The organism is Mycolicibacterium sichuanense (genome assembly GCF_033741125.1).
GTDB lineage: Bacteria > Actinomycetota > Actinomycetes > Mycobacteriales > Mycobacteriaceae > Mycobacterium.
The window spans coordinates 90,844-111,159 of record NZ_JAWQPU010000009.1 but is presented as its reverse complement, the minus strand read 5'-3'; the positions used below and the strand labels follow the sequence as shown (position 1 = coordinate 111,159).

Annotated in this window: 18 protein-coding genes; 8 read left to right on the top strand and 10 right to left on the bottom strand. The window is 68.1% G+C overall.

Features of this window, described 5'->3' with window-relative positions; genetic code table 11:
* Window positions 1–10: 10 nt before the first annotated feature.
* On the bottom strand, window positions 11–1,294 hold the full coding sequence (locus SBI80_RS24005) for a multidrug effflux MFS transporter (RefSeq protein WP_413232798.1): 1,284 nt from the start codon (window positions 1,292–1,294) through the stop codon (window positions 11–13).
* Window positions 1,295–1,445: 151 nt separating this feature from the next.
* Here SBI80_RS24005 and SBI80_RS24000 point away from each other — a divergent pair, with 151 nt between their 5' ends.
* The 3 genes from SBI80_RS24000 to SBI80_RS23990 all read left to right on the top strand — a co-directional run bounded on the left by SBI80_RS24000 (window position 1,446) and on the right by SBI80_RS23990 (window position 7,246).
* Entirely contained in the window at window positions 1,446–2,198 is a 753-nt protein-coding gene (locus SBI80_RS24000) for a hypothetical protein (protein WP_318977348.1), read from the top strand.
* A 161-nt stretch (window positions 2,199–2,359) separates the two neighbouring features.
* Window positions 2,360–6,145 (top strand): multifunctional oxoglutarate decarboxylase/oxoglutarate dehydrogenase thiamine pyrophosphate-binding subunit/dihydrolipoyllysine-residue succinyltransferase subunit, encoded by a 3,786-nt coding sequence (locus tag SBI80_RS23995; RefSeq protein WP_318977347.1) that lies wholly within the window; start codon window positions 2,360–2,362, stop codon window positions 6,143–6,145.
* A 270-nt stretch (window positions 6,146–6,415) separates the two neighbouring features.
* Entirely contained in the window at window positions 6,416–7,246 is an 831-nt protein-coding gene (locus SBI80_RS23990; RefSeq protein ID WP_318977346.1) for an SDR family NAD(P)-dependent oxidoreductase, read from the top strand.
* 25 nt (window positions 7,247–7,271) lie between these two features.
* On the opposite strand, the gene SBI80_RS23985 is transcribed toward SBI80_RS23990, so the two are convergent.
* Window positions 7,272–8,108, bottom strand: a complete 837-nt coding sequence (locus SBI80_RS23985; RefSeq protein WP_318977345.1) for a glycine betaine ABC transporter substrate-binding protein — start codon at window positions 8,106–8,108, stop codon at window positions 7,272–7,274.
* A gap of 8 nt (window positions 8,109–8,116) precedes the next feature.
* A complete protein-coding gene (locus SBI80_RS23980; RefSeq protein ID WP_318977395.1) occupies window positions 8,117–9,277 on the bottom strand; it encodes an NAD(P)-dependent malic enzyme in 1,161 nt (386 codons plus the stop codon).
* 158 nt (window positions 9,278–9,435) lie between these two features.
* Between SBI80_RS23980 and corA the strand changes: the two genes are divergently transcribed.
* Window positions 9,436–10,539: a magnesium/cobalt transporter CorA gene (gene corA / locus SBI80_RS23975; protein ID WP_318977344.1), complete on the top strand. Its 1,104-nt coding sequence runs from the start codon at window positions 9,436–9,438 to the stop codon at window positions 10,537–10,539.
* Between the two features lie 84 nt (window positions 10,540–10,623).
* Here the strand turns inward: corA and SBI80_RS23970 are convergent, their stop codons facing one another.
* From SBI80_RS23970 to SBI80_RS23945, 6 genes are all read right to left on the bottom strand, one after another.
* On the bottom strand, window positions 10,624–11,217 hold the full coding sequence (locus SBI80_RS23970) for a suppressor of fused domain protein (protein WP_318977342.1): 594 nt from the start codon (window positions 11,215–11,217) through the stop codon (window positions 10,624–10,626).
* Window positions 11,214–12,386, bottom strand: coding sequence for an ABC transporter ATP-binding protein (locus SBI80_RS23965; RefSeq protein WP_318977341.1), 1,173 nt, complete (start codon window positions 12,384–12,386; stop codon window positions 11,214–11,216). The genes SBI80_RS23970 and SBI80_RS23965 overlap by 4 nt, the downstream gene beginning before the upstream one ends.
* 3 nt (window positions 12,387–12,389) lie before the next feature.
* Window positions 12,390–13,229, bottom strand: a complete 840-nt coding sequence (locus SBI80_RS23960; protein WP_318977340.1) for a carbohydrate ABC transporter permease — start codon at window positions 13,227–13,229, stop codon at window positions 12,390–12,392.
* Window positions 13,230–13,290: 61 nt separating this feature from the next.
* The gene (locus SBI80_RS23955; RefSeq protein ID WP_318977339.1) at window positions 13,291–14,208 is read right to left on the bottom strand and encodes a carbohydrate ABC transporter permease; all 918 of its coding nucleotides are present in this window, start codon (window positions 14,206–14,208) and stop codon (window positions 13,291–13,293) included.
* Window positions 14,205–15,602, bottom strand: coding sequence for an ABC transporter substrate-binding protein (locus tag SBI80_RS23950; protein ID WP_318977338.1), 1,398 nt, complete (start codon window positions 15,600–15,602; stop codon window positions 14,205–14,207). Before SBI80_RS23950 ends, SBI80_RS23955 begins: the two co-directional genes overlap by 4 nt.
* Before the next feature lie 229 nt (window positions 15,603–15,831).
* Window positions 15,832–16,344 carry a YflT domain-containing protein gene (locus SBI80_RS23945; RefSeq protein ID WP_318977337.1) on the bottom strand — a complete coding sequence of 171 codons (513 nt, stop codon included), beginning with the start codon at window positions 16,342–16,344 and terminating at the stop codon, window positions 15,832–15,834.
* Between the two features lie 219 nt (window positions 16,345–16,563).
* Between SBI80_RS23945 and SBI80_RS23940 the strand changes: the two genes are divergently transcribed.
* Both SBI80_RS23940 and SBI80_RS23935 read left to right on the top strand, forming a co-directional pair.
* Complete coding sequence (locus SBI80_RS23940) at window positions 16,564–16,854, top strand: DUF4190 domain-containing protein (RefSeq protein ID WP_318977336.1); 291 nt, start codon at window positions 16,564–16,566, stop codon at window positions 16,852–16,854.
* Window positions 16,851–17,453 carry a DUF4190 domain-containing protein gene (locus tag SBI80_RS23935; protein WP_318977335.1) on the top strand — a complete coding sequence of 201 codons (603 nt, stop codon included), beginning with the start codon at window positions 16,851–16,853 and terminating at the stop codon, window positions 17,451–17,453. Before SBI80_RS23940 ends, SBI80_RS23935 begins: the two co-directional genes overlap by 4 nt.
* Here the strand turns inward: SBI80_RS23935 and SBI80_RS23930 are convergent.
* Complete coding sequence (locus SBI80_RS23930) at window positions 17,450–18,409, bottom strand: HpcH/HpaI aldolase/citrate lyase family protein (RefSeq protein WP_318977394.1); 960 nt, start codon at window positions 18,407–18,409, stop codon at window positions 17,450–17,452. The two genes, SBI80_RS23935 and SBI80_RS23930, sit on opposite strands and share 4 nt — an antisense overlap.
* Before the next feature lie 31 nt (window positions 18,410–18,440).
* On the opposite strand from SBI80_RS23930, the gene SBI80_RS23925 reads away from it, so the two are divergent.
* Together SBI80_RS23925 and SBI80_RS23920 are read left to right on the top strand one after the other, a co-directional pair.
* Complete coding sequence (locus tag SBI80_RS23925) at window positions 18,441–19,766, top strand: magnesium transporter MgtE N-terminal domain-containing protein (RefSeq protein WP_318977334.1); 1,326 nt, start codon at window positions 18,441–18,443, stop codon at window positions 19,764–19,766.
* Entirely contained in the window at window positions 19,763–20,302 is a 540-nt protein-coding gene (locus tag SBI80_RS23920; protein ID WP_318977333.1) for a DUF1003 domain-containing protein, read from the top strand. The genes SBI80_RS23925 and SBI80_RS23920 overlap by 4 nt, the downstream gene beginning before the upstream one ends.
* Window positions 20,303–20,316 lie beyond the last annotated feature (14 nt).

Below are 20,316 nucleotides of genomic sequence, written 5' to 3'. Positions count from 1 at the left end.
ACGGCGCAGCTCACGCCGCCTCGGGGACGGCGCCGGCGTCGTTGGGCACGGTCGACGGGACGCCGACCGCCAGGAGCGCGAGAAGGGCCACGACCGAACCGGTGGTCATCACCGCGGCGAGGGCCAGCTCGTCGTTGCCGAGCACCCCCACCAGCGGGGCCACCGCGGCTCCCAGGCCGAACTGCGCGGCGCCGAGCAGTGCGGCGGCGGTACCGGCGGCGTCGGGGTGGCGAGTCAGCGCCAGCGCAGGAGCGTTGGGAATGACCAAGCCCATCGCCGCCAGGACCGCCCAAACCGGGACGACGAACGCATAGATGCCGCCGACGCCGCTGGCGGCGAGCGCCACGAAGACGGCGCCCGAGAAGACCGAGGCCACCAGCGCCCAAACGGTGATGGTCTGCGGCGTGAACCGGCGAAGCAGCACGACGTTGAACTGCGTCGCACCGATGAGCGCGATGGCACCCGCGCCGAAGACCAGGGCGAACGACTGTTGGTCGAGGCCGTACCGGCCCTGCAGGACGAAGGACGCGCCCGCGACGTAGGCGAACAGGCCCGACATGCCCAGCGCGGCCACCAGCACCAGGATCACGAATCGCTTGTCGCGCAGCAGCTCGCCGTAGGTGCCGAGAATGCCGCCCACCCGCAGCGGGCGCCGGTGCGAGGTCGGCAACGTCTCGGGCAGCGCGAGCGCAGCCAGCAACAGCAGCAGTCCGGCGAGCACCACCAGCACCGCGAACACCCAGTGCCAGGAGAAGCGCAGCAGTACCGCCGCACCCAGCGACGGCGCGACGACCGGAGCCACGCCGAGCACCAGCATCAGGCGCGACATCACCGTCGCCGCCACCGAATCGGCGAAGAGGTCGCCGACGATCGCGATCGCCACCACCATCGCCGCGGCCGCACCCATGCCCTGCAGGCCACGGGCGATGCCGAGCACCACGATGTTGGGTGCGACCAGGCACAGCAGCGAGGCCAGCATGTGCAACACGATCCCCGCCATGAGCGGCCGGCGCCGGCCCAGCGAATCCGACAGCGGACCGACGATCAGCTGGCCGAGGGCCAGGCCAGCGAGCGTGCCGGTCAGCGTCAGCTGCACCACCGACGACGACACCGTGTAGTCCTGCGCGATCCGCGGCAGGGACGGCAGATACATGTCGATGGTCAAGGGGCCGAGCGCCACGAGCAACCCCAGCACCACGACCATCCGGGTCTGGCTGGGCACCTTCGGCGCGCCTGGCACCGACCGTCCCGTGCGTGCAGCGTTGTCGAGGTCCACGTGTCCTGATGCTGCCATGACTGTGTCCAGCAAGCCTTACGAGCGATTTCTTCCCGCAGCGAACGGTGAGCGGAATCACGATCGGGCACTGGGAGGTGTCGCCGCTCGTTGGACGGGCATCACGACGGGATAGCCTTGAACTGCCCGTCCGTCCATGGAGGCCATGAACATGAGTGCTCGTTCCAGTGCCAAGAGCCAACTGCCCGCAACCGGCAGGGAGCGAGCCGACGACCCCAGCATGGCGGCGCGGGCCCTCTCGCAGATCATCGAGCGCGGCGCCCGCGTCCAGGCTCCCGCCGTGCGGGCCTATGTCGAGCGCCTCCGCGAGGCCAGCCCGAATGCCGCTCCCGCCGAGATCGTCGACAGGCTGGAGAAGCACTACCTGGCTGCGGTGATGGCCAGCGGGGCGGCAGTGGGTTCGGCCGCCGCGTTCCCCGGCATCGGCACGCTCGTCGCCATGTCCGCCGTCGCCGGAGAGACCGTGGTGTTCCTGGAGGCGACGGCCGTATTCGTCCTCGCCGTCGCCGAGGTGCACGCCATCCCGGCCAAGGACCGCGAGCGCCGTCAGGCCCTGGTGCTGGCCGTCCTGGTCGGCGACGACGGCAAGCGCGCCGTCGCCGATCTCATCGGCCCGGGCCGCACCAGCGGCGCCTGGCTCGCCGACGGCGCGGCGTCCCTGCCGCTGCCTGCGGTGTCCCAGCTCAATGGCCGACTGCTCAAATTCTTCGTCAAGAAGTACGCACTAAAGCGCGGAGCCATCGCGTTCGGCAAGATGCTCCCGGTCGGCATCGGCGCCGCCATCGGCGGTGTCGGCAACCGGGCGATGGGCAAGAAGATCGTCTCGAACGCGCGCGGCGCATTCGGGGCACCACCAGCGCGGTGGCCGGCGACCCTGCACGTGCTGCCCGCGCTGGAGAAGTAGAACCACGATCGTGGTCGCGCCGCCGCAGCCGCCGGTGCGCCGCACGAGTGGCGTTGGGCGCTACGGGCCGTCGCGAAAGCGCTAGCCTTTATGCGGCAAAGAGGAGCGAGCGGCAGACGGCGCGCCCGCGGAGTTAGAAGGAATCGAGGCGAGTAGCTGCCGTGAGCAGTTCACCTTCACCATTCGGACAGAACGAGTGGCTAGTCGAAGAGATGTACCGCAAGTTCCGAGAGGACCCCTCCTCGGTCGACCCGAGCTGGCACGAGTTCCTCGTCGACTACTCCCCCGAACCCACCAACGAAACCGCGACCACCACCCCCGCCAAGGCCCCCAACCCGGCCCCCAGCACCAACGGCAACGGTTCCGCGCCGAAGGCGGCGGCCGCTCCCGCGAAGACCGAACCAAACACGGCGGCACCGGCCAAGAGCGAACGGGCCAAGCCCGCCCCGGCCACGCCCGCGGCGGCCAAGGTCGCAGCCAAGACCGAGCCAGCCAAGGACGGAGCGGCCGCATCCGAGCCGGCCAAGCCCAAGGCGGCCGCGGCGAACGCGCCCTCGGACGCCGACGAGACCGCCGTGCTGCGCGGTGCGTCGGCCGCCGTGGTGAAGAACATGAACGCCTCGCTGGACGTGCCGACCGCGACCAGCGTGCGCGCCATCCCGGCCAAGCTGATGATCGACAACCGGGTCGTCATCAACAACCACCTCAAGCGCACCCGCGGCGGCAAGATCAGCTTCACCCACCTGCTCGGCTACGCGATCGTCCAAGCCATCAAGAGCTTCCCGAACATGAATCGGCACTTCGCCGAGATCGACGGCAAGCCAAACGTGGTCACGCCGGCGCATACGAATCTCGGGCTGGCCATCGACCTGCAGGGCAAGGACGGCAAGCGCCAGCTGGTCGTCGCAGCCATCAAGCGTTGCGAGACCATGCGTTTCGGGCAGTTCATCGCGGCCTACGAGGACATCGTCCGGCGGGCCCGCGACGGCAAGCTCACCGCCGAGGACTTCTCCGGAGTCACGATCTCGCTGACCAACCCGGGCACGATCGGTACCGTGCACTCGGTGCCGCGCCTGATGAGCGGCCAGGGCACGATCGTCGGCGCCGGCGCGATGGAGTACCCCGCCGAATTCCAGGGCGCCAGCGAGGAGCGGATCGCCGAGATCGGCATCGGCAAGCTGATCACGCTGACCTCCACCTATGACCACCGCATCATCCAGGGCGCGGAATCCGGTGACTTCCTGCGCACCATTCACCAGCTGCTGCTGTCCGACGACTTCTTCGACGAGATCTTCCGTGAGCTCGGCATTCCCTACGAGCCGGTGCGGTGGCGCATCGACAACCCGGACCCGATCGCCGACAAGAATGCCCGCGTGATCGAACTCATTGCGGCATACCGCAATCGGGGTCACCTGATGGCCGACATCGACCCGCTGCGCCTCGACAAGACCCGCTTTCGCAGCCACCCCGATCTCGACGTCTTGACCCACGGCCTGACGCTGTGGGACCTGGACCGGGTCTTCAAGGTCGACGGCTTCGCCGGCAAGGAATACAAGAAGCTGCGCGATGTGCTTTCGGTGCTGCGCGACGCCTACTGCCGCCACGTGGGCGTGGAGTACACCCACATCCTCGAACCCGAGCAGCAGCGTTGGATCCAGGAGCGCGTCGAGGTCAAGCACGACAAGCCCACCGTCGCCGAGCAGAAGTACATCCTCAGCAAGCTCAACGCCGCCGAGGCATTCGAGACGTTCCTGCAGACCAAATACGTTGGGCAGAAGCGTTTCTCGCTGGAGGGCGCGGAGACCGTCATCCCGATGATGGACGCGGTGCTGGACCAGGCCGCCGCACACGAGCTCGACGAGGTCGTCATTGGCATGCCGCACCGCGGCCGGCTCAACGTGCTCGCCAACATCGTCGGAAAGCCGGCGTCACAGATCTTCTCGGAGTTCGAAGGCAACCTCAACCCCAGCCAGGCGCACGGTTCCGGTGACGTCAAGTACCACCTCGGCGCCTCCGGCAACTACCTGCAGATGTTCGGCGACAACGACATCGACGTTTCGCTGGTGGCCAATCCCAGCCACCTCGAGGCCGTCGACCCCGTCCTCGAGGGCCTGGTGCGCGCCAAGCAGGATCTCGTCGACAAGGGAGACGGCCCAGACGGTTTCACCGTCGTGCCGCTGATGTTGCACGGCGACGCCGCCTTCGCGGGCCAGGGCGTCGTGGCCGAGACGTTGAACCTGGCGCTGCTGCGGGGCTACCGCACGGGCGGCACCATCCACATCATCGTCAACAACCAGATCGGCTTCACCACCTCGCCGCAGGACTCCAGATCCTCGGAGTACTGCACCGACGTCGCAAAGATGGTGGGCGCGCCCATCTTCCACGTCAACGGGGACGACCCCGAAGCTGCCTCTTGGGTGGCGCGGCTGGCCGTCGACTTCCGGCAGAAGTTCAAGAAGGACGTCATCATCGACATGCTGTGCTACCGCCGACGCGGGCACAACGAGGGTGACGACCCGTCGATGACGCAGCCGGGCATGTACGACGTCATCGACACCAAGCGCGGCGTTCGCAAGACATACACCGAAGCACTCATCGGCCGTGGCGACATCTCCATCAAGGAGGCCGAGGACGCCCTGCGCGACTACCAGGGCCAACTCGAGCGCGTGTTCAACGAGGTCCGCGACCTCGAGAAGCACGAGATCGAGCCCAGCGAGTCAGTCGAGTCCGACCAGCAGTTGCCGGCCAAACTCAGTACGGCAGTCGACAAGTCACTCCTCGCCCGAATCGGCGACGCGCACTTGGCGGTGCCGGAGGGCTTCACGGTGCACCCCCGCGTCAAGCCGGTGCTGGAGAAGCGCCGCGAGATGGCCTACGAGGGCAAGGTGGACTGGGCGTTCGGCGAACTGCTGGCGCTCGGCACGCTGGTCGCCGAGGGCAAGCTGGTGCGGCTGTCCGGCCAGGACACCCGCCGCGGCACATTCACCCAGCGGCACTCGGTCATCATCGACCGCAAGACCGGCCAGGAGTTCACACCGCTGCAGCTGCTGACGCTCAAGGAGGACGGCACCCCGACCGGCGGCAAGTTCATGGTCTACGACTCCGCACTGTCCGAGTACGCGGCGGTGGGCTTCGAGTACGGCTACTCGGTCGGCAACCCCGACGCAATGGTGTTGTGGGAGGCTCAGTTCGGCGACTTCGTCAACGGCGCCCAGTCGATCATCGACGAGTTCATCAGCTCCGGTGAGGCCAAGTGGGGCCAGCTCTCCGACGTGGTGCTGCTGCTTCCGCACGGCCACGAGGGCCAGGGCCCCGACCACACGTCGGGTCGCATCGAGCGATTCCTGCAGGTGTGCGCCGAGGGCTCGATGACCGTCGCGATGCCGTCGACCCCGGCGAACTACTTCCACCTGTTGCGCCGCCACGGCATGGACGGGATCCACCGCCCGCTGATCGTCTTCACCCCGAAGTCGATGCTGCGCAACAAGGCTGCCGTCAGCGACATCCGGGACTTCACCGAGCAGAAGTTCCGCTCGATCCTCGAGGAGCCCACCTACGCCGACGGCGTCGGGGACCGCTCGAAGGTGAAGCGAATCCTGTTGACCAGCGGCAAGATCTACTACGACCTGGCGGCCCGCAAGGCCAAGGAGGGTCGCGACGACATCGCGATCGTGCGCGTCGAGCAGCTCTACCCGCTGCCCAACAAGCGGCTGCGCCGGACGTTGGACGAATACCCCAACGCCGATCAGTTCTTCTGGGTCCAGGAGGAGCCGGCCAACCAGGGCGCCTGGCCGACGTTCGGTCTGGCGATGCCAGAACAGCTGCCGGACAAGCTGACCGGCATCAAGCGGATCTCCCGGCGCGCCATGTCGGCGCCGTCGTCGGGTTCGTCGAAGGTGCACGCGGTCGAGCAGCAGGAGATCATCGACGAGGCCTTCGCGAAGTAGCCCCGTCGAACCCGCCGCGAACGTGCGTGTCTGCACCTCGACACGCCGTTCGCGGTGACGGACATCGCGCGTTCGCGAGCCCTCTACGAGGGACGTGCTGGGCGTCACCGCTTCGACTCGGCATCGCGATCCTGTCCTTCGGCGATCCCGACGGCGTGCACCTGGAACTGAGCGCGCCGATCTAGGTCGGCCAACCCCCCGAATCCGGGACCCGCGGTATCGGCTAGCCTGTCGGTCAACTCAACACGCGTCGAACAACAGGAGTACGCCATGCAGGGCTTCGCCGGGAAAGTCGCCGTCGTCACCGGGGCCGGGTCGGGCATCGGGCAGGCCTTGGCCCTCGAACTGGCACGCTCCGGTGCCAAGGTCGCCATCAGCGACGTCGACATGGACGGGCTGGCCATCACCGAGGCGCGCCTCAAGGCCCTCGGCGCACAGGTCAAGGCCGACCGCCTCGACGTCACCGAGCGCGAGGCCTTCGAGCTGTACGCCGATGCCGTCAAGGCGCACTTCGGCAAGGTCAACCAGATCTACAACAACGCCGGCATCGCCTACACCGGTGACGTCGAGGTCAGCTCCTACAAGGACATCGAACGCGTGATGGACGTCGACTTCTGGGGCGTCGTCAACGGCACCAAGGCCTTCCTGCCGCACCTCATCGAATCCGGGGACGGGCACGTCGTCAACGTCTCGAGCCTGTTTGGCATCTTCTCGGTGCCCGGCCAGGCCGCCTACAACGCCGCCAAGTTCGCCGTTCGCGGCTTCACCGAGGCGCTGCGCCAGGAGATGATCGCCGGCAAGCGGCCCGTCAAGGTGACCACGGTGCACCCTGGCGGAATCAAGACCGCGATCGCTCGCAACGCCACCGCCGCCGAGGGCATCGACCCGCAGGAGCTGGCCAAGGTCTTCGACAAGAAGCTCGCCTACACCTCCCCGGAAAAGGCGGCGCAGATCATCCTCGACGCGGTGCGCAAGAACAAGGCCCGCGTGCTCGTCGGCGCCGACGCCAAGGTGCTCGACGTCCTCGTCCGGATCACCGGCTCGGGCTACCAGCGCCTGTTCTCCTCGGCGATCTCACGCGCCCTGCCCAACGTGCACTGACGCTGCGCGAAGCGCTCGGGCCTGGTCAATGACCCAGGGGGTGGGCCGTCAGCCACTCGTCGGCGACCGCGCCGGGATCGGCACCCTTGGCGACCTTGCCCAGCATGTCGGCCAGCGACCCGGTGTCCAGTTCACCGGCGATCTCGTTGAGCGCCAATACCTGACGTTCACCGAGCACGTTGCGCCGATACAGCGGCACCACGTTCTCGGCGCGGATCGCCGAGGTCCGATCGCTGAGCACGACCACGCCGTCGGGCGTCTCCGGAAGCGCCGTCGACGTCCATGCCGCGTCGATCCGGCCCGACCGCAGCGCACCGACCAACGCGGCGGCGTTCGGGAACTCCACGGGTGCGGACAGCCGGCAGGTGCCGACGCTGGCCGGGGTGTGCCCACCGGCCACCGCGCCAACCCGGATCCCCTGGCAGTGCTGGATCAGCGCCGTCACGTCGCGCTTGCCCCACTTCTGCGCCGTCGCGTCGGTGACCGCCAACGCGGGCTTGTCTCCCGCGGACTGGGCGTAATCACCCGCGGCGATGCCCTCCGGCAGCGCCGAGATCATCGACCGGTACACCTGCTCGCCGGCGCGGGCCGTCGCGTCGGGGTCGAACCGCATCAGCAGCTGACCGGTGAACCCGGGGGCCACCTGCACCGCGCCACCGTCCAGCTCCGCGACCGGATCCGGTCCCTGCTCGACGTGGGCCGCGCTGCCGTAGGACCGCAGCGCGGCCGCGTAGACGTTGGCCAGCAGCGCCGACTCCGCACCGGGCCCGGCGCCCACCGCCATCGACGCCGGCGGGGGTGCCGCCCCGCAGCCCGCCAGCACGAGGACGGCGAGCAGCACCAGGAACCGCTGGGGCACCATGGCGCCGCTCAGAGCGTCGATGCTGCCGCCACCGCAGCCGCCACGGCGGGGGCGACCCGCGGGTCCAGTGCGCTTGGCACGATGTGGTCGACGGCCAGATCGTCACCGACGACGGAGAAGATCGCCTCGGCGGCGGCGACCTTCATCTTCTCGGTGATGCGACGGGCATGGGCGTCGAGCGCACCCCGGAAGACGCCGGGGAACGCCAGCACGTTGTTGATCTGGTTGGGGAAGTCACTGCGCCCGGTGGCCACGACCGCCGCGTACTTGCGGGCGGCGTCCGGGTGGATCTCCGGATCGGGGTTGGACAGCGCGAACACGATCCCGCCGGGCGCCATCGTCGCGATGATCTCCTCGGGCACCAAGCCCGCCGAGAGACCCAGGAACATGTCGGCGCCGTCGAGCGCCTCGGCGATGCCACCGGTGCGGCCGCCCGGGTTGGTCTTGCTCGCCAGCTCTGCCTTGAACGGGTTGAGGTCACTGCGGCCGCCGTGCACGATGCCCTTGCTGTCGAGCACCGTGACGTCGCGAATGCCGGCCGCCAGCAAGATGTTCGCGCAGGCGACGCCGGCCGCGCCTGCGCCGGAGACGACGACCCGCAGCGTGTGCATGTCACGGTCGAGGACCGTGGCGGCGCCCTGCAGCGCGGCGAGCACCACGATCGCGGTGCCGTGCTGATCGTCGTGCATGACGGGGCAGTCGAGGGCCTCGATGACGCGGCGCTCGATCTCGAAGCACCGCGGCGCCGAGATGTCCTCCAGATTCACCGCGCCGAACGTCGGGCGCAGCCGCACGATCGTCTCGACGATCTCGTCGGGATCCTTGGTGTCGAGCACGATCGGGATGGAGTCCAGCCCGCCAAAGGTCTTGAACAGCGCGCTCTTGCCCTCCATCACCGGCAGCGACGCCGCGGGGCCGATGTCGCCGAGCCCGAGGACGGCGGTGCCGTCGCTGATCACCGCGACGAGGCGGTTGGCCCACGTGTACCGCGCCGCCAGGGTGTGATCGCCGGCGATGGCGCGACTGACCTGCGCGACGCCGGGGGTGTAGGCGATCGACAGGGCGCGCTGGGTGTCCAGGGGCGCCTTCAGCGCCACCGACAGCTTGCCCCCCTCGTGCGCATCGAAGATGTCGGCGTCATCGACGACGACCTGCGGGGTGTGCGCGATTCCGTTGGACACCCAGACACGGTACTGCAACCGGACGGCGCGTCTGGGCGGGTTGGCCGGTTGCCGAAGGGGGTTCTGCCAGGGTTCGGGCGTACCATCCCTACCGGTCGTTTTCGGGGCTCAACGAGGCTGCTCCGCCCATCGAGGGGAGGTCGTCCGTGCCGTCTTTCCGCGCGCTGCAGCCGTCCATGCTGCGTACGGCGAATCGCCGCGTACCCGAGGCCGACGCCCACGCGATCCACGTTCCGGTGGCCCGGGCGATGGTCGACTGCGGCGTCTATGCCGACGGCAAACGCCTGCCCGGGAAGTACACCCATGGCGCCGCGCTGGCCAAGGTCCGCAGCCTGCAACTCGACGGGGTCTCGGCCTTCGTCTGGGTGGGTTTGCACGAGCCCGACGAGCATCAGATGCAAGCCGTGGCCGACGTCTTCGGGCTGCACGAACTGGCCACCGAAGACGCCGTGCATGCGCATCAGCGGCCCAAGCTCGAGCGCTACGACAACACACTGTTCCTGGTGCTCAAGACCATCATGTACGTCGAGCACGAGTCGGTGGCCAAGGTCCGCGAGATCGTCGAGACCGGCGAGATCATGGTCTTCGTTGGGCCGGACTTCGTCGTCACGGTCCGCCACGGTGAGCACGGCGGGCTGGCCGGGGTGCGCAAGCGAATGGACAGCGCACCCGCAAACTGCGCGCTGGGGCCGTACGCCGTGCTGCACGCCATCGCCGACCACGTGGTCGACCACTACCTCGAGGTCACCGACCTGGTCGAGACCGACATCGACGCCATGGAGGAGAACGTCTTCTCCCCCAACAGCGAGACCGACATCGAACACATCTACCTGCTCAAGCGGGAGGTCGTGGAGATGCGCCGGGCGGTCGGCCCGCTGAACCTGGCCCTGCAGCGGCTGGGCAGCGACCACAACGACCTCATCTCCAAGGAGGTCCGGCGCTACATTCGCGACGTCGTCGACCACAACACCCAGGCGTCGGACCGGATCGCCAGCTACGACGAGGTGCTCAGCTCACTGGTGCAGGCGGCCCTCGGCAAGGTCACCATGCAGCAGAACATGGACATGCGCAAGATCTCGGCCTGGGTGGCGATCGCCGCGGTACCGACCGCGCTGGCAGGCATCTACGGCATGAACTTCGAGCACCTGCCGGAACTGGCCTGGACCTACGGCTACCCGATGGTGCTGCTGGTGATGGCGACGGTGTGCTCGGCGCTGTACTTCACCTTCCGCCGCAACCACTGGCTCTAATACCCTCCGCGCCGAGTGTGCACCTTCGTCACGCTGCCGGCCAGAAAGGCGTGGCGAGACTCCACGTTTGGCGGGACGGGGTGGTCAGCTCGGTGAGCTGGCGGGCCGCCGCGGATCCCGGACGTCGACGCCATCGGTTCGCCACGCCTCGCGCATCGCCTCGGCGCCCTTCAACCGCACCCAGGCGGCCTCCGTCGGGGTGATCGGCGTTGCCGTCAGAACGGTCACCGGATCGCTGGGCTCCGGCAGCACGACGTCGTCGATGTCGCTGGGCCCCAACAACATCGCGGTGAACGGGGCGCCCTGCCACAGCGGCGTCTCGAGGTCGACCAACGCGTCGGGCACCAGGACCAGCCCCTCGACGGCGGGCGAAGCGGCCACCACCGCGATCGACCGCACCAAACCGGTCGGCGTGGCCCCGCGCAGCGACACCACGACCTCGGCCCGCGGACCCCGCACCGAATCGACCATCATCGCCGTGGGATCCAGCATCGGATGGCGCGCACACCCCAGCGATACGTAGTGGCGCACGTCGTCGGAATCGGGTCCGAAGCGCAGCACGTCGATCGATTCCGCGCCGAGGAAGGTCACGCTGGCCACCGAAGGCTCACCTGGCACACCGATTCGGTCGAAGTACCCGACCAGCTCGGTGCGAACCTCGGCTAGTACGTCGGTCACTCCGCGGGCGGGATCGAGAGGTTGATGCCGGTGTCCGCGTCGAAGAGCGTGAGGCGCGAGGCGTCGAACGCCAACTCCGCCGTCTGGCCGGCGACGGCCTTGGATTCGGCGGGAACCCTTGCCGTGAACTGGTTTTCACTGGAACCGGATTCGACGGTCAACTCCGCCAGCTGCGCGGCCCGAGCTCCCTCACCCTCGGTGTGGAAGTGAAGGTACTTGTCCGAGCCAAGCGACTCGACCAGGTCGACGGTCACCTCGAACGTCAGCGCCCTGATGCGTGCGTAGGTGTCGATGAGCGACGCGTCGTCGATGTGCTCGGGGCGGATGCCGGCGATCACGTTGGTGGGCTTGGGATGCCGGCCCAGCACCTCCTGCACCTCGTTGGTCAACATGACCTCGCCGAAGGGCAGTCGCACCCCGACGTCGGTCAGCGTCGCCGGGAAGAAGTTCATCGCCGGCGAGCCGATGAAGCCCGCGACGAACAGGTTGGCCGGACGGTGGTAGAGCTCGTCGGGCGTTCCGATCTGCTGCGCGACGCCACCCAGCATCACCACGACCCGATCGCCCAGCGTCATGGCTTCGGTCTGGTCATGCGTGACGTAGACGGTGGTGGTGCCCAGCCGGTCCTGCAGGCGGGCGATCTCGGCACGCATCTGCACCCGCAGCTTCGCGTCGAGGTTGGACAGCGGCTCGTCCATCAGGAAGGCCTTGGGATTGCGGACGATCGCGCGCCCCATGGCGACCCGCTGACGCTGACCTCCGGAGAGCTGACCGGGCTTGCGGTCCAACAGCTCGGTCAGGTCGAGTGCCTTGGCCGTCTCCTCGACCTTGGCGGCGATGTCGGGCTTGCTCATCTTCGCCAGGGTGAGGGGGAACGCGATGTTCTGCCGGACCGTCATGTGGGGGTAGAGCGCATACGACTGGAACACCATCGCGATGTCACGGTCCTTGGCGGCCTTCTCGTTGACCCGCTCACCGCCGATGCGCAACTCCCCGGAGCTGATTTCCTCGAGCCCGGCGATCATGTTCAGCGTCGTCGACTTACCGCACCCCGACGGCCCGACCAGGATGATGAACTCGCCGTCGGCGATTGTCATCGACAGGTCCTTCACGGCCGCTGCGCCACCGGCGTACGTCTTGGTCACGTGGTCCAGCACGATCTCGGCCATGAACTATCCCTTCACCGCACCGGACGTCAGACCGGCGACGATCCGTCGTTGGAAGACTAGTACGAAGATGACGATCGGCACCGTGATGACCATGGCACCGGCGGCGATCGATCCCGTCGGCTCCTCGAATTGCGAACTGCCCGTGAAGTTTGCGATCGCCACGGGCGCCGTGATCGCGCGCTGCGTCGCCGTCAGCGACAGCGCGAGCAGTAGGTCGTTCCAGGCGAAGATGAACACCAGGATTGCGGCGGTGACGATTCCGGGCGCCGCCAGCGGCGCGATCACCTTGCGGAACGCCTGCCCCGGCGTCGCACCGTCCATCCGCGCGGCCTTCTCCAGATCCCAGGGGATCTCCTTGAAGAACGCCGACATCGTGTAGATCGCCAGCGGTAGCGCGAACGTGATGTACGGGATGATCAGGCCCGGCCAGGTATCGAACAGGCCGATCCGGCGCTCGATGTTGAAGATCGGCGTCACCAGCGAGATCTGCGGGAACATCGCGATCAGCAGGGCGACGCCGACCAGGGCGCGCTTGCCGGGGAACGCGAGCCGCGCGATCGCGTAGGCGGCCATGCCACCGATCACCACGGCGATCACCGTGGTGATCAGGCCGATGCCGATCGAGTTGACCAGCGCCGAGCTGAAGATGTTGCCCGCGAAGATGGCCTTGTAGTTGTCGAACGTGACCTGCGACGGAATCAGCTTGCCGTCCTTGACCGTTGACGTCGGCTTGAGCGACAGCGACAGAATCCACAGCACCGGGATCAGGGCGTAGAGCACCACCAGCACGTTGACCACGGCCCAGCCGGTCGCCCGCGCCGGACTCGCCCGCTGCTCGCTCATGCTCGCCCTCTGCTCTTCGCGCAAGCGCTCATGCGCGTCGTACTGCTCTTCGCGCAAGCGCTCATCGCCGACCCCCGTCGTCCGCGCCGGGAGCCGACGCGCCGAAGATCTTGATGTAGACGAACGCGATCACCGCCACCGTCAGGAAGATCAATACGCTGATCGCCGAACCCAATCCGAGGTTGAACGCCTTGAACAAATTGTCGTAACCCAGGATCGAGACCGAACCGGTGTCGTTGGCGCCCCCGGTCAGCACGTAGATGTTGTCGAAGATGCGGAAGGCGTCCAGCGTACGGAACAGCAGGGCCACCAGGATCGCCGGCTTGATGAGCGGCAGGATCACCTTGGTCAACCGCTGCCAGGCGCCGGCGCCGTCGACCTCGGCGGCGTCGAGCAGATCCTGCGGCACCAGCGCCAGCCCCGCCAGCAGCAGCAGCGCCATGAACGGCGTCGTCTTCCAGACCTCGGCGAGCACCACCACGGCAAGCGACGGGAACTGCTCGGTCAGCGGCGCCGTGCCCTCCGGCAGGAGGTTGGCCAGATAGCCGGTACCCGGTGTCCAGGCGTAGTACCAGCTGTAGGAGGCGGCGACGGTGACGATGCCGTACGGGATCAGGACCGCGGTACGCACCACGCCCTTGCCGAAGATGGTGCGGTGCATGACGAGTGCCAGCGCCATGCCGAGGACGAATTCGATGGCGACCGAGACGATGGTGATGCCCAGCGTCACGACGAACGCCGCCCACCAGTACCGGTCGGTCAGGATGGTCGCGTAGTTGTCGAACCAGACGAACTTGGTGTCGTCCGGCGCGGCCAGGTTGTAGCGCTGCAGGCTGAGCCAGACGGCGTAGACGATCGGATAGGCCGTCACGGCCAGCATCAGCAGCACCGCGGGGCTGATCAGCCAGAATGCCAGGCGGCGCTCGGATTTGGTGTCGTCGGTGGCGCCGTCGACGCGGGCCCGAGCTGGTGCGGTCACGGGATGAGGCCCTTGCCGTCGATGGCCTTCTGCACCTGGTCGGCGAGTTCGTCGGCGGTGCGGTCCGGATCGATCGCGTTGATGGGGGCCAACGTCGCCGAGATGCGGGTGGAGACGGCCTGGTACACCGGCGTCGCGGGCCGCACGGCCGCGTTGGTGAGCTGGTCGCGAATGATCGCGTACTGCGGGTACTTCTTCTGGAACGCGGGGTCGTCGTAGAGCGACGCGCGGACGGCGGGCAGGCCACCCTCGACCGAGGTGTAGCGCTGGTTCTCCGCGTTGCGCAGGCAGCGGATCGCCTCGAACGCCTCGGCCTTGCGCTGGGTGTTCTTTCCGACCGCGAGGTTGAGGCCACCGAGGGTGACCTTGGCCGGCTCGCCGGGCAGGACGCCGGGATAGTTGGCGAAGCCGAAGACCGCCTTGCTTGCCTCGTATGCCGTGTCGAACTGCTCGTCGTTCGGTGAGAACGTGCCCGCGTCGTTGATCGAGCCCTTGAGCTCCGGACGCTCGTTGAGCGGTAGGAACCCGACGCCACCCTTGACGGCGTTCTCCAGCATCGACGGCAGCACGAACGGCCAGTTGACCTCGAGCGCGGCGTTGCCCTGCTCGAGCGCCAGGCGCGCCGTGCCCTCGTCGGTCTGGGTGATCGACGGATCCGCACCGGGAGCAGTGGCGACGGCCTTGATGATCTGCAGCGCCTTGACGGTGGCGGCCCGATGTTCTGGCGTGTCGGTCAGCGTGACGGTCTTGCCGTCATCGGAGAGCACCTGTCCGCCCGCACTTTCCAGCAGGGTGTTGAACCACACGACCAGACCCTCGTACTGCTTGGCTTGCAGAGCAATCCAACTCGGCTTGCCCTCGTCGTGCAGCCGGGTCGCCTCGGCGACCATGCCGTCCCACGTGGTTGGCGGTTCGCTCATCAAATCTGCTCGATACCAGAGCAATTGGGTATTGGTGGTGACGGGCGCGGCGTAGAGCTTGCCCTGCCACTCCGCGGTCTTCAACGGACCGGGCAGGGTGTCCTCGCGCGCGTCGGCTTCGGCCTGGCCGGCCGGGTCGTCGGACAGCGGCAGCGCCCAGCCCGCCTCGGCGAACTCGGCGGTCCACACCACGTCGAGGGCCATCACGTCGAGCGTCTTGTCGTTGCCGGTGAGCCGTCGCGCCAACTGCAGCCGTTGATCGTCGGCGGCCTTCGGCAGCGTGACCTGCTTGATGGTGAAGCGCCCACCCAGCTCCTCGTTGCACCGCTTGGCCACCGCGGTGAACGTCGCCATCTCACTGGCGGGGGTATAGAAGTTGATGGTGTCTGCGCCACCCTGGGCTCCACACGCCGACACCATGGACGCCGTCGTCAGCCCAGCCAGCGCGATCGCGCACAGCCGTCTAACGCGCACCACAGCCTCCTGTCCGCGTTCGATGTCGCCGCGGGGGCGGCTCCGGGCGAGAACCTCCCGCGCGCAAACCGTAGAGCGATCCGAGCGTGATATGCAACACCTCTGCACCCGCGCGTCGAAATCGTGATGCGGCAGCAACCTTGGCGGCGTATGCCTCGCGGAGGTACGCAAACCCCCGGCGCGGGCCGGAATGTCGCCGACGGGCCGCCCGATGCGAGCCCGTCTCCCGTCAGATCGTCAAGCGCGCCAGGATGTCCCGGCCCTTCTCCGCGCTCTGCGGATCGCACAGCACGTCGTAGCGTCCGGCAACCAGTTGCATCGTGGAGCTGAAATCTCTTGTGCCCCGAGCCATCGCGTATTGCAGACCCGAGGTGATTAGCCCGAAGAACACGCCGGCGATCACACCGGCGATCAGCGCACCCCACGGGCTGGGGCCGAAGAAGCCGAGCACCAGCCCGATGAAGATGCCGAGCCATGCACCCGTCAGCGCACCGCCGCCGAGCACCCGGGGCCAGGTCAGCCGGCCCGTGACCCGCTCGACCTGCATCAGGTCGACCCCGACGATCGTCACCTGCTCGACGGGGAATTCCTGGTCCGACAGATGGTCGACGGCCCGTTGCGCCTCGGCGTAGGTGGGATAGGAGCCGATCGGCCATCCCTTCGGCGGCGTCGGCAGGGCGGCGAAGCCACCGCGTCCGGGATTCTGTCCCGCCCGTCCCTGATTCTGAAGTGGGTTGCTCATCTTCGTGTTCCCTATCGTCTGAACGTGGTGGCCGAGGACGGTGCGGGTCGGCTCGTGCGTCGGCTGAGCCCGCTTCACCGTCGTCTCATCATTGTCAACGTTCGACGTGCACGATGGGTGCCCTCTGACCGACTCGGCACGGATCGGGAGGTGGCCAGAACGATCCGGCTGCTCAGTGCTGGCAACCATGGCCGCGGCTCGGGCGCTAGGTTGGACGGCATGACACCGCCCGACGGGACGGCCGGAACGGCCTCCGCGACCGAGGCCGTCACGCCGCCCGCGCCGGCGCGACGCACCAACCGGTTGGCGATCGCGTCGTTGGTGGCGTCGGTGCTGACCGTCTTCGGCGTTGGGTCGATCATCGGGATCGGACTCGGCGTCTATGCCCTGAATCAGATCGCCTTCACCGGCGAGAGGGGCCGTGTTCTGGCGATCGGCGGCATCGTCGTCGGCGCCCTCACCCTGCTACTGGCCATGATCGGAATCGTGATGGGACTGAGCACGCTATGACCACCGGCCCCGACGAGTCGGCCCGCGGCCGCGAGTACCCCCCGCTCGAGGACGTTCCGAGCTCGACCAATCCGCCAGAGGCGGTGGACTATCCGGATGCACCGGCGCCGCCATACGCACCGGAGCACCAGCAGCCCGGCTATCCACCGCCGGCCTACCCTCCCCCGGTCTACCCACAGGCTCCGTACCCGCAGCCATATCAGGGTGCACCCGGGTACGGCTACGGCGACCCCACGTACGGACCCGCCTCCTACGGCGCCCCGTCCCATGGCGTCCCGCCCTACGGCACCGCGCCCTACGACCCGTATGCCTACGGCGGTTACCCCCCGCCCCGGCCGCCAGGCACCAACGGCAAGGCGATCGCGTCCCTCGTCACGTCGCTGGCCGGGCTGACGTTCTGCGGGTTGCCGTCGATCGTCGGTCTCGTCCTCGGCATCATCGCGATGCGCGAGTGCAAGCGCACGGGCCAGGAAGGTCACGGCATGGCGTTGGCGGGCGTGATCATCGGCGCCTTGGCGACGCTGTTCTTCGTGGTGGTCGTCATCGTCTACGCCATCGGCATCACGGCCGCCCTCAACGACCCGACGACGTTCAGCTAGTCGTTCGGCAGCGCGAACCGCTGACCCGTGCGGGGCAAACCCGCGGCCCGGCCCTTGGCCGCCACGACCAGCGCCATCTTGCGGCTCGCCTCGTCGATCATCTCGTCGCCGAGCATCACCGCTCCCCTGGCGCCACCGTCGCGCGACGTGTGCCAGTCATAGGCCTCCAGGATCAGCTCGGCATGGTCGTAGTCGGCCTGACGGGGGCTGAAGATCTCGTTGCCCGCCTCGATCTGATCGGGATGCAGCACCCACTTGCCGTCGAACCCGAGCGCCGCCGCCCGTCCGGCGACCCGGCGGAACGCCTCGGTGTCGCGCACCTTGAGGAACGGCCCGTCGATGGCGTTGATCCCGGCGGCGCGGGCGGCGACGAGAATCGTCATGAAGACGTGGTGGTAGGCATCGCCGACGTCGTAGCCCTCCGGCTGCTCGCCCACCACCAGCGTGCGCATGTTCAGGCTCGCCATCATGTCGGCGGGGCCGAGGACCAGCGCCTGGACCCGTGGACCCGCGGCGATCGCGTGGACGTTCGTCAGGCCCGCGGCGTTCTCGATCTGCGCCTCGATGCCGATCCGTCCCACCGGCAGTCCGTGGATGATCTCCAACTGGGTCAGCAGCAGATCCAGCGCCTGCACGTGAGCGACCTCGGTCACCTTGGGCAGCAACACGACGTCCAGGCGCGCCCCCGCGGCCGCCACCACCTCGATGACGTCGGCGTGCGTCCACGGCGTCGTCCAGTCGTTGACGCGCACGCCCAGCAACTGTCCGGACCAGCCGTCCTCGGCAAGACCATGGGCCACTTGAGTACGGGCCTTCGCCTTGGCATCTGGCGCGACGGAGTCCTCCAGATCCAGGAACACCTGATCGGCGGCCAATCCCTTGGCCTTCTGAATCATCTTCGTGCTGCTGCCAGGAACCGACAGGCAGGTTCTACGGGGGCGATACCGGTTGTCCACGTCCACGGCATCACTCTCTACTCTTTGTGTCATGGCGGCGGTCAACAGGGTCTATGCGGCCCGACTATCGGGGATGTTGGTGCTCGGCCCCGATGGGGAGTCGATCGGCCGCGTCCGCGATGTGGTGATCAGCATCGGCATCGGCCGTCAACAACCCCGCGTGCTGGGGCTCGTCGTTGAATTGCTGACCCGCCGAAGGATTTTCGTTGGAATGCTGCGTGTGACGGCGATCGAGCCGAGCGCCGTGACGCTCAACACGGCCAACGTGTCGTTGCGCCGGTTCGCCCAGCGTCCCGGTGAGGTGCTGGTGTTCGGCCAGGTGCTCGACAGCCGCGTCCGCGTGCAGGATCCCGAGCTCACGGAGCTCTCCGGCGTCGACCTCGTCGTCGTCGACCTCGCCATCGAACAGATCCGCACCAGGGACTGGGTGGTGACCAGGGTGGCGGTGCGCAGCCAACGCCGGCTGGGCCGTCGTACGGCGGTGCACATCGTGGACTGGCAGAACGTGACGGGTCTGACGCAGTCGGCAATGTCGTTGCCGGGCCAGGGTGTCGCCCACCTCTTGGCACAGTTCGAGGGACAGCGCCCGATCGTCGTCGCCGACGCCATCCGCGACCTTCCCGCCAAGCGCCGCCACGAGGTCGTCAACGCCCTCGACGACGAACGCCTGGCCGACGTCCTGCAGGAGTTGCCCGAGAGCGAGCAGGCCGACCTGCTGGAACGACTCGACGCCGAACGCGCCGCCGACGTGCTCGAGGCGATGGATCCCGACGACGCCGCCGACCTGCTCGGCGAGCTCGGCGCCTCGGCGGCCGAGGCGTTGCTAGCCCGGATGGACCCCGAGGACTCCGAGCCGGTCCGACGGTTGCTCAAGCACTCGCCGGACACCGCGGGCGGCCTGATGACTCCCGAGCCGGTCATCGTCGGCCCAGGCACCACCGTGGCCGAGGCCCTGGCGCGGGTACGCGACCCCGAGCTGACGCCGGCTCTGGCGTCGTTGGTGTTCGTCGTGCGCCCTCCGACCGCGACACCGACGGGGCGTTACCTGGGTTGCGTGCACCTGCAGCGGCTGCTGCGGGAACCGCCGGCCGCCCTGGTCAGCGGCATCCTCGACTCCGGTCTGCCCAACCTGGACCCCGAGACCTCGCTCGCATCGGTGACCCGCTACTTCGCGGCCTACAACCTGGTCTGCGGCCCCGTGGTGGACGACGAGAACCACCTGCTCGGCGCCGTCACCGTCGACGACGTCCTCGACCACCTGCTGCCCCATGACTGGCGCGCCCGGCCCGACGACCCCGACCTGCCCCACCCCGGTGACCTGGCCGGAGCAACCGCCACGCCCGGCGGTCCGTCGTGAGCGATCTGTCGTCGCGTCAGCGGCTGGAAACCCCCCGTACGTCGCGGCGCCGGTTCGCTCCGCGCGTCGACATCGAGGCCGTCGGCAAGTTCAGCGAATCGATCGCCCGGTTCCTGGGCACCGGCCGCTATCTGGCCATCCAGACCTTCCTCGTGATCGTGTGGATCGGCTTCAATCTCGCGGCCGTGAGCCTTCGCTTCGACCCGTATCCGTTCATCCTGCTGAACCTGGCGTTCTCCACCCAGGCGGCCTACGCCGCACCACTGATCCTGCTGGCGCAGAACCGCCAGGAGAACCGCGACCGGGTGGCGCTCGAGGAAGACCGGCGCCGGGCCGAGCAGACCAAGGCCGACACCGAGTACCTCGCCCGCGAGCTGGCGGCGCTACGCATCGCCGTCGGCGAGGTCGTCACGCGTGACTACCTGCGCCGCGAACTCGAGGAAGTACGCGAGTTGCTCGACGAACTGAAGGCCGCGAAGAAACCCAAGAAGTCGGCGGCGGCGAAGGCCCCTCGAGAATGGGATGAGTCCGTCTAGGGCAATGCCGCAAC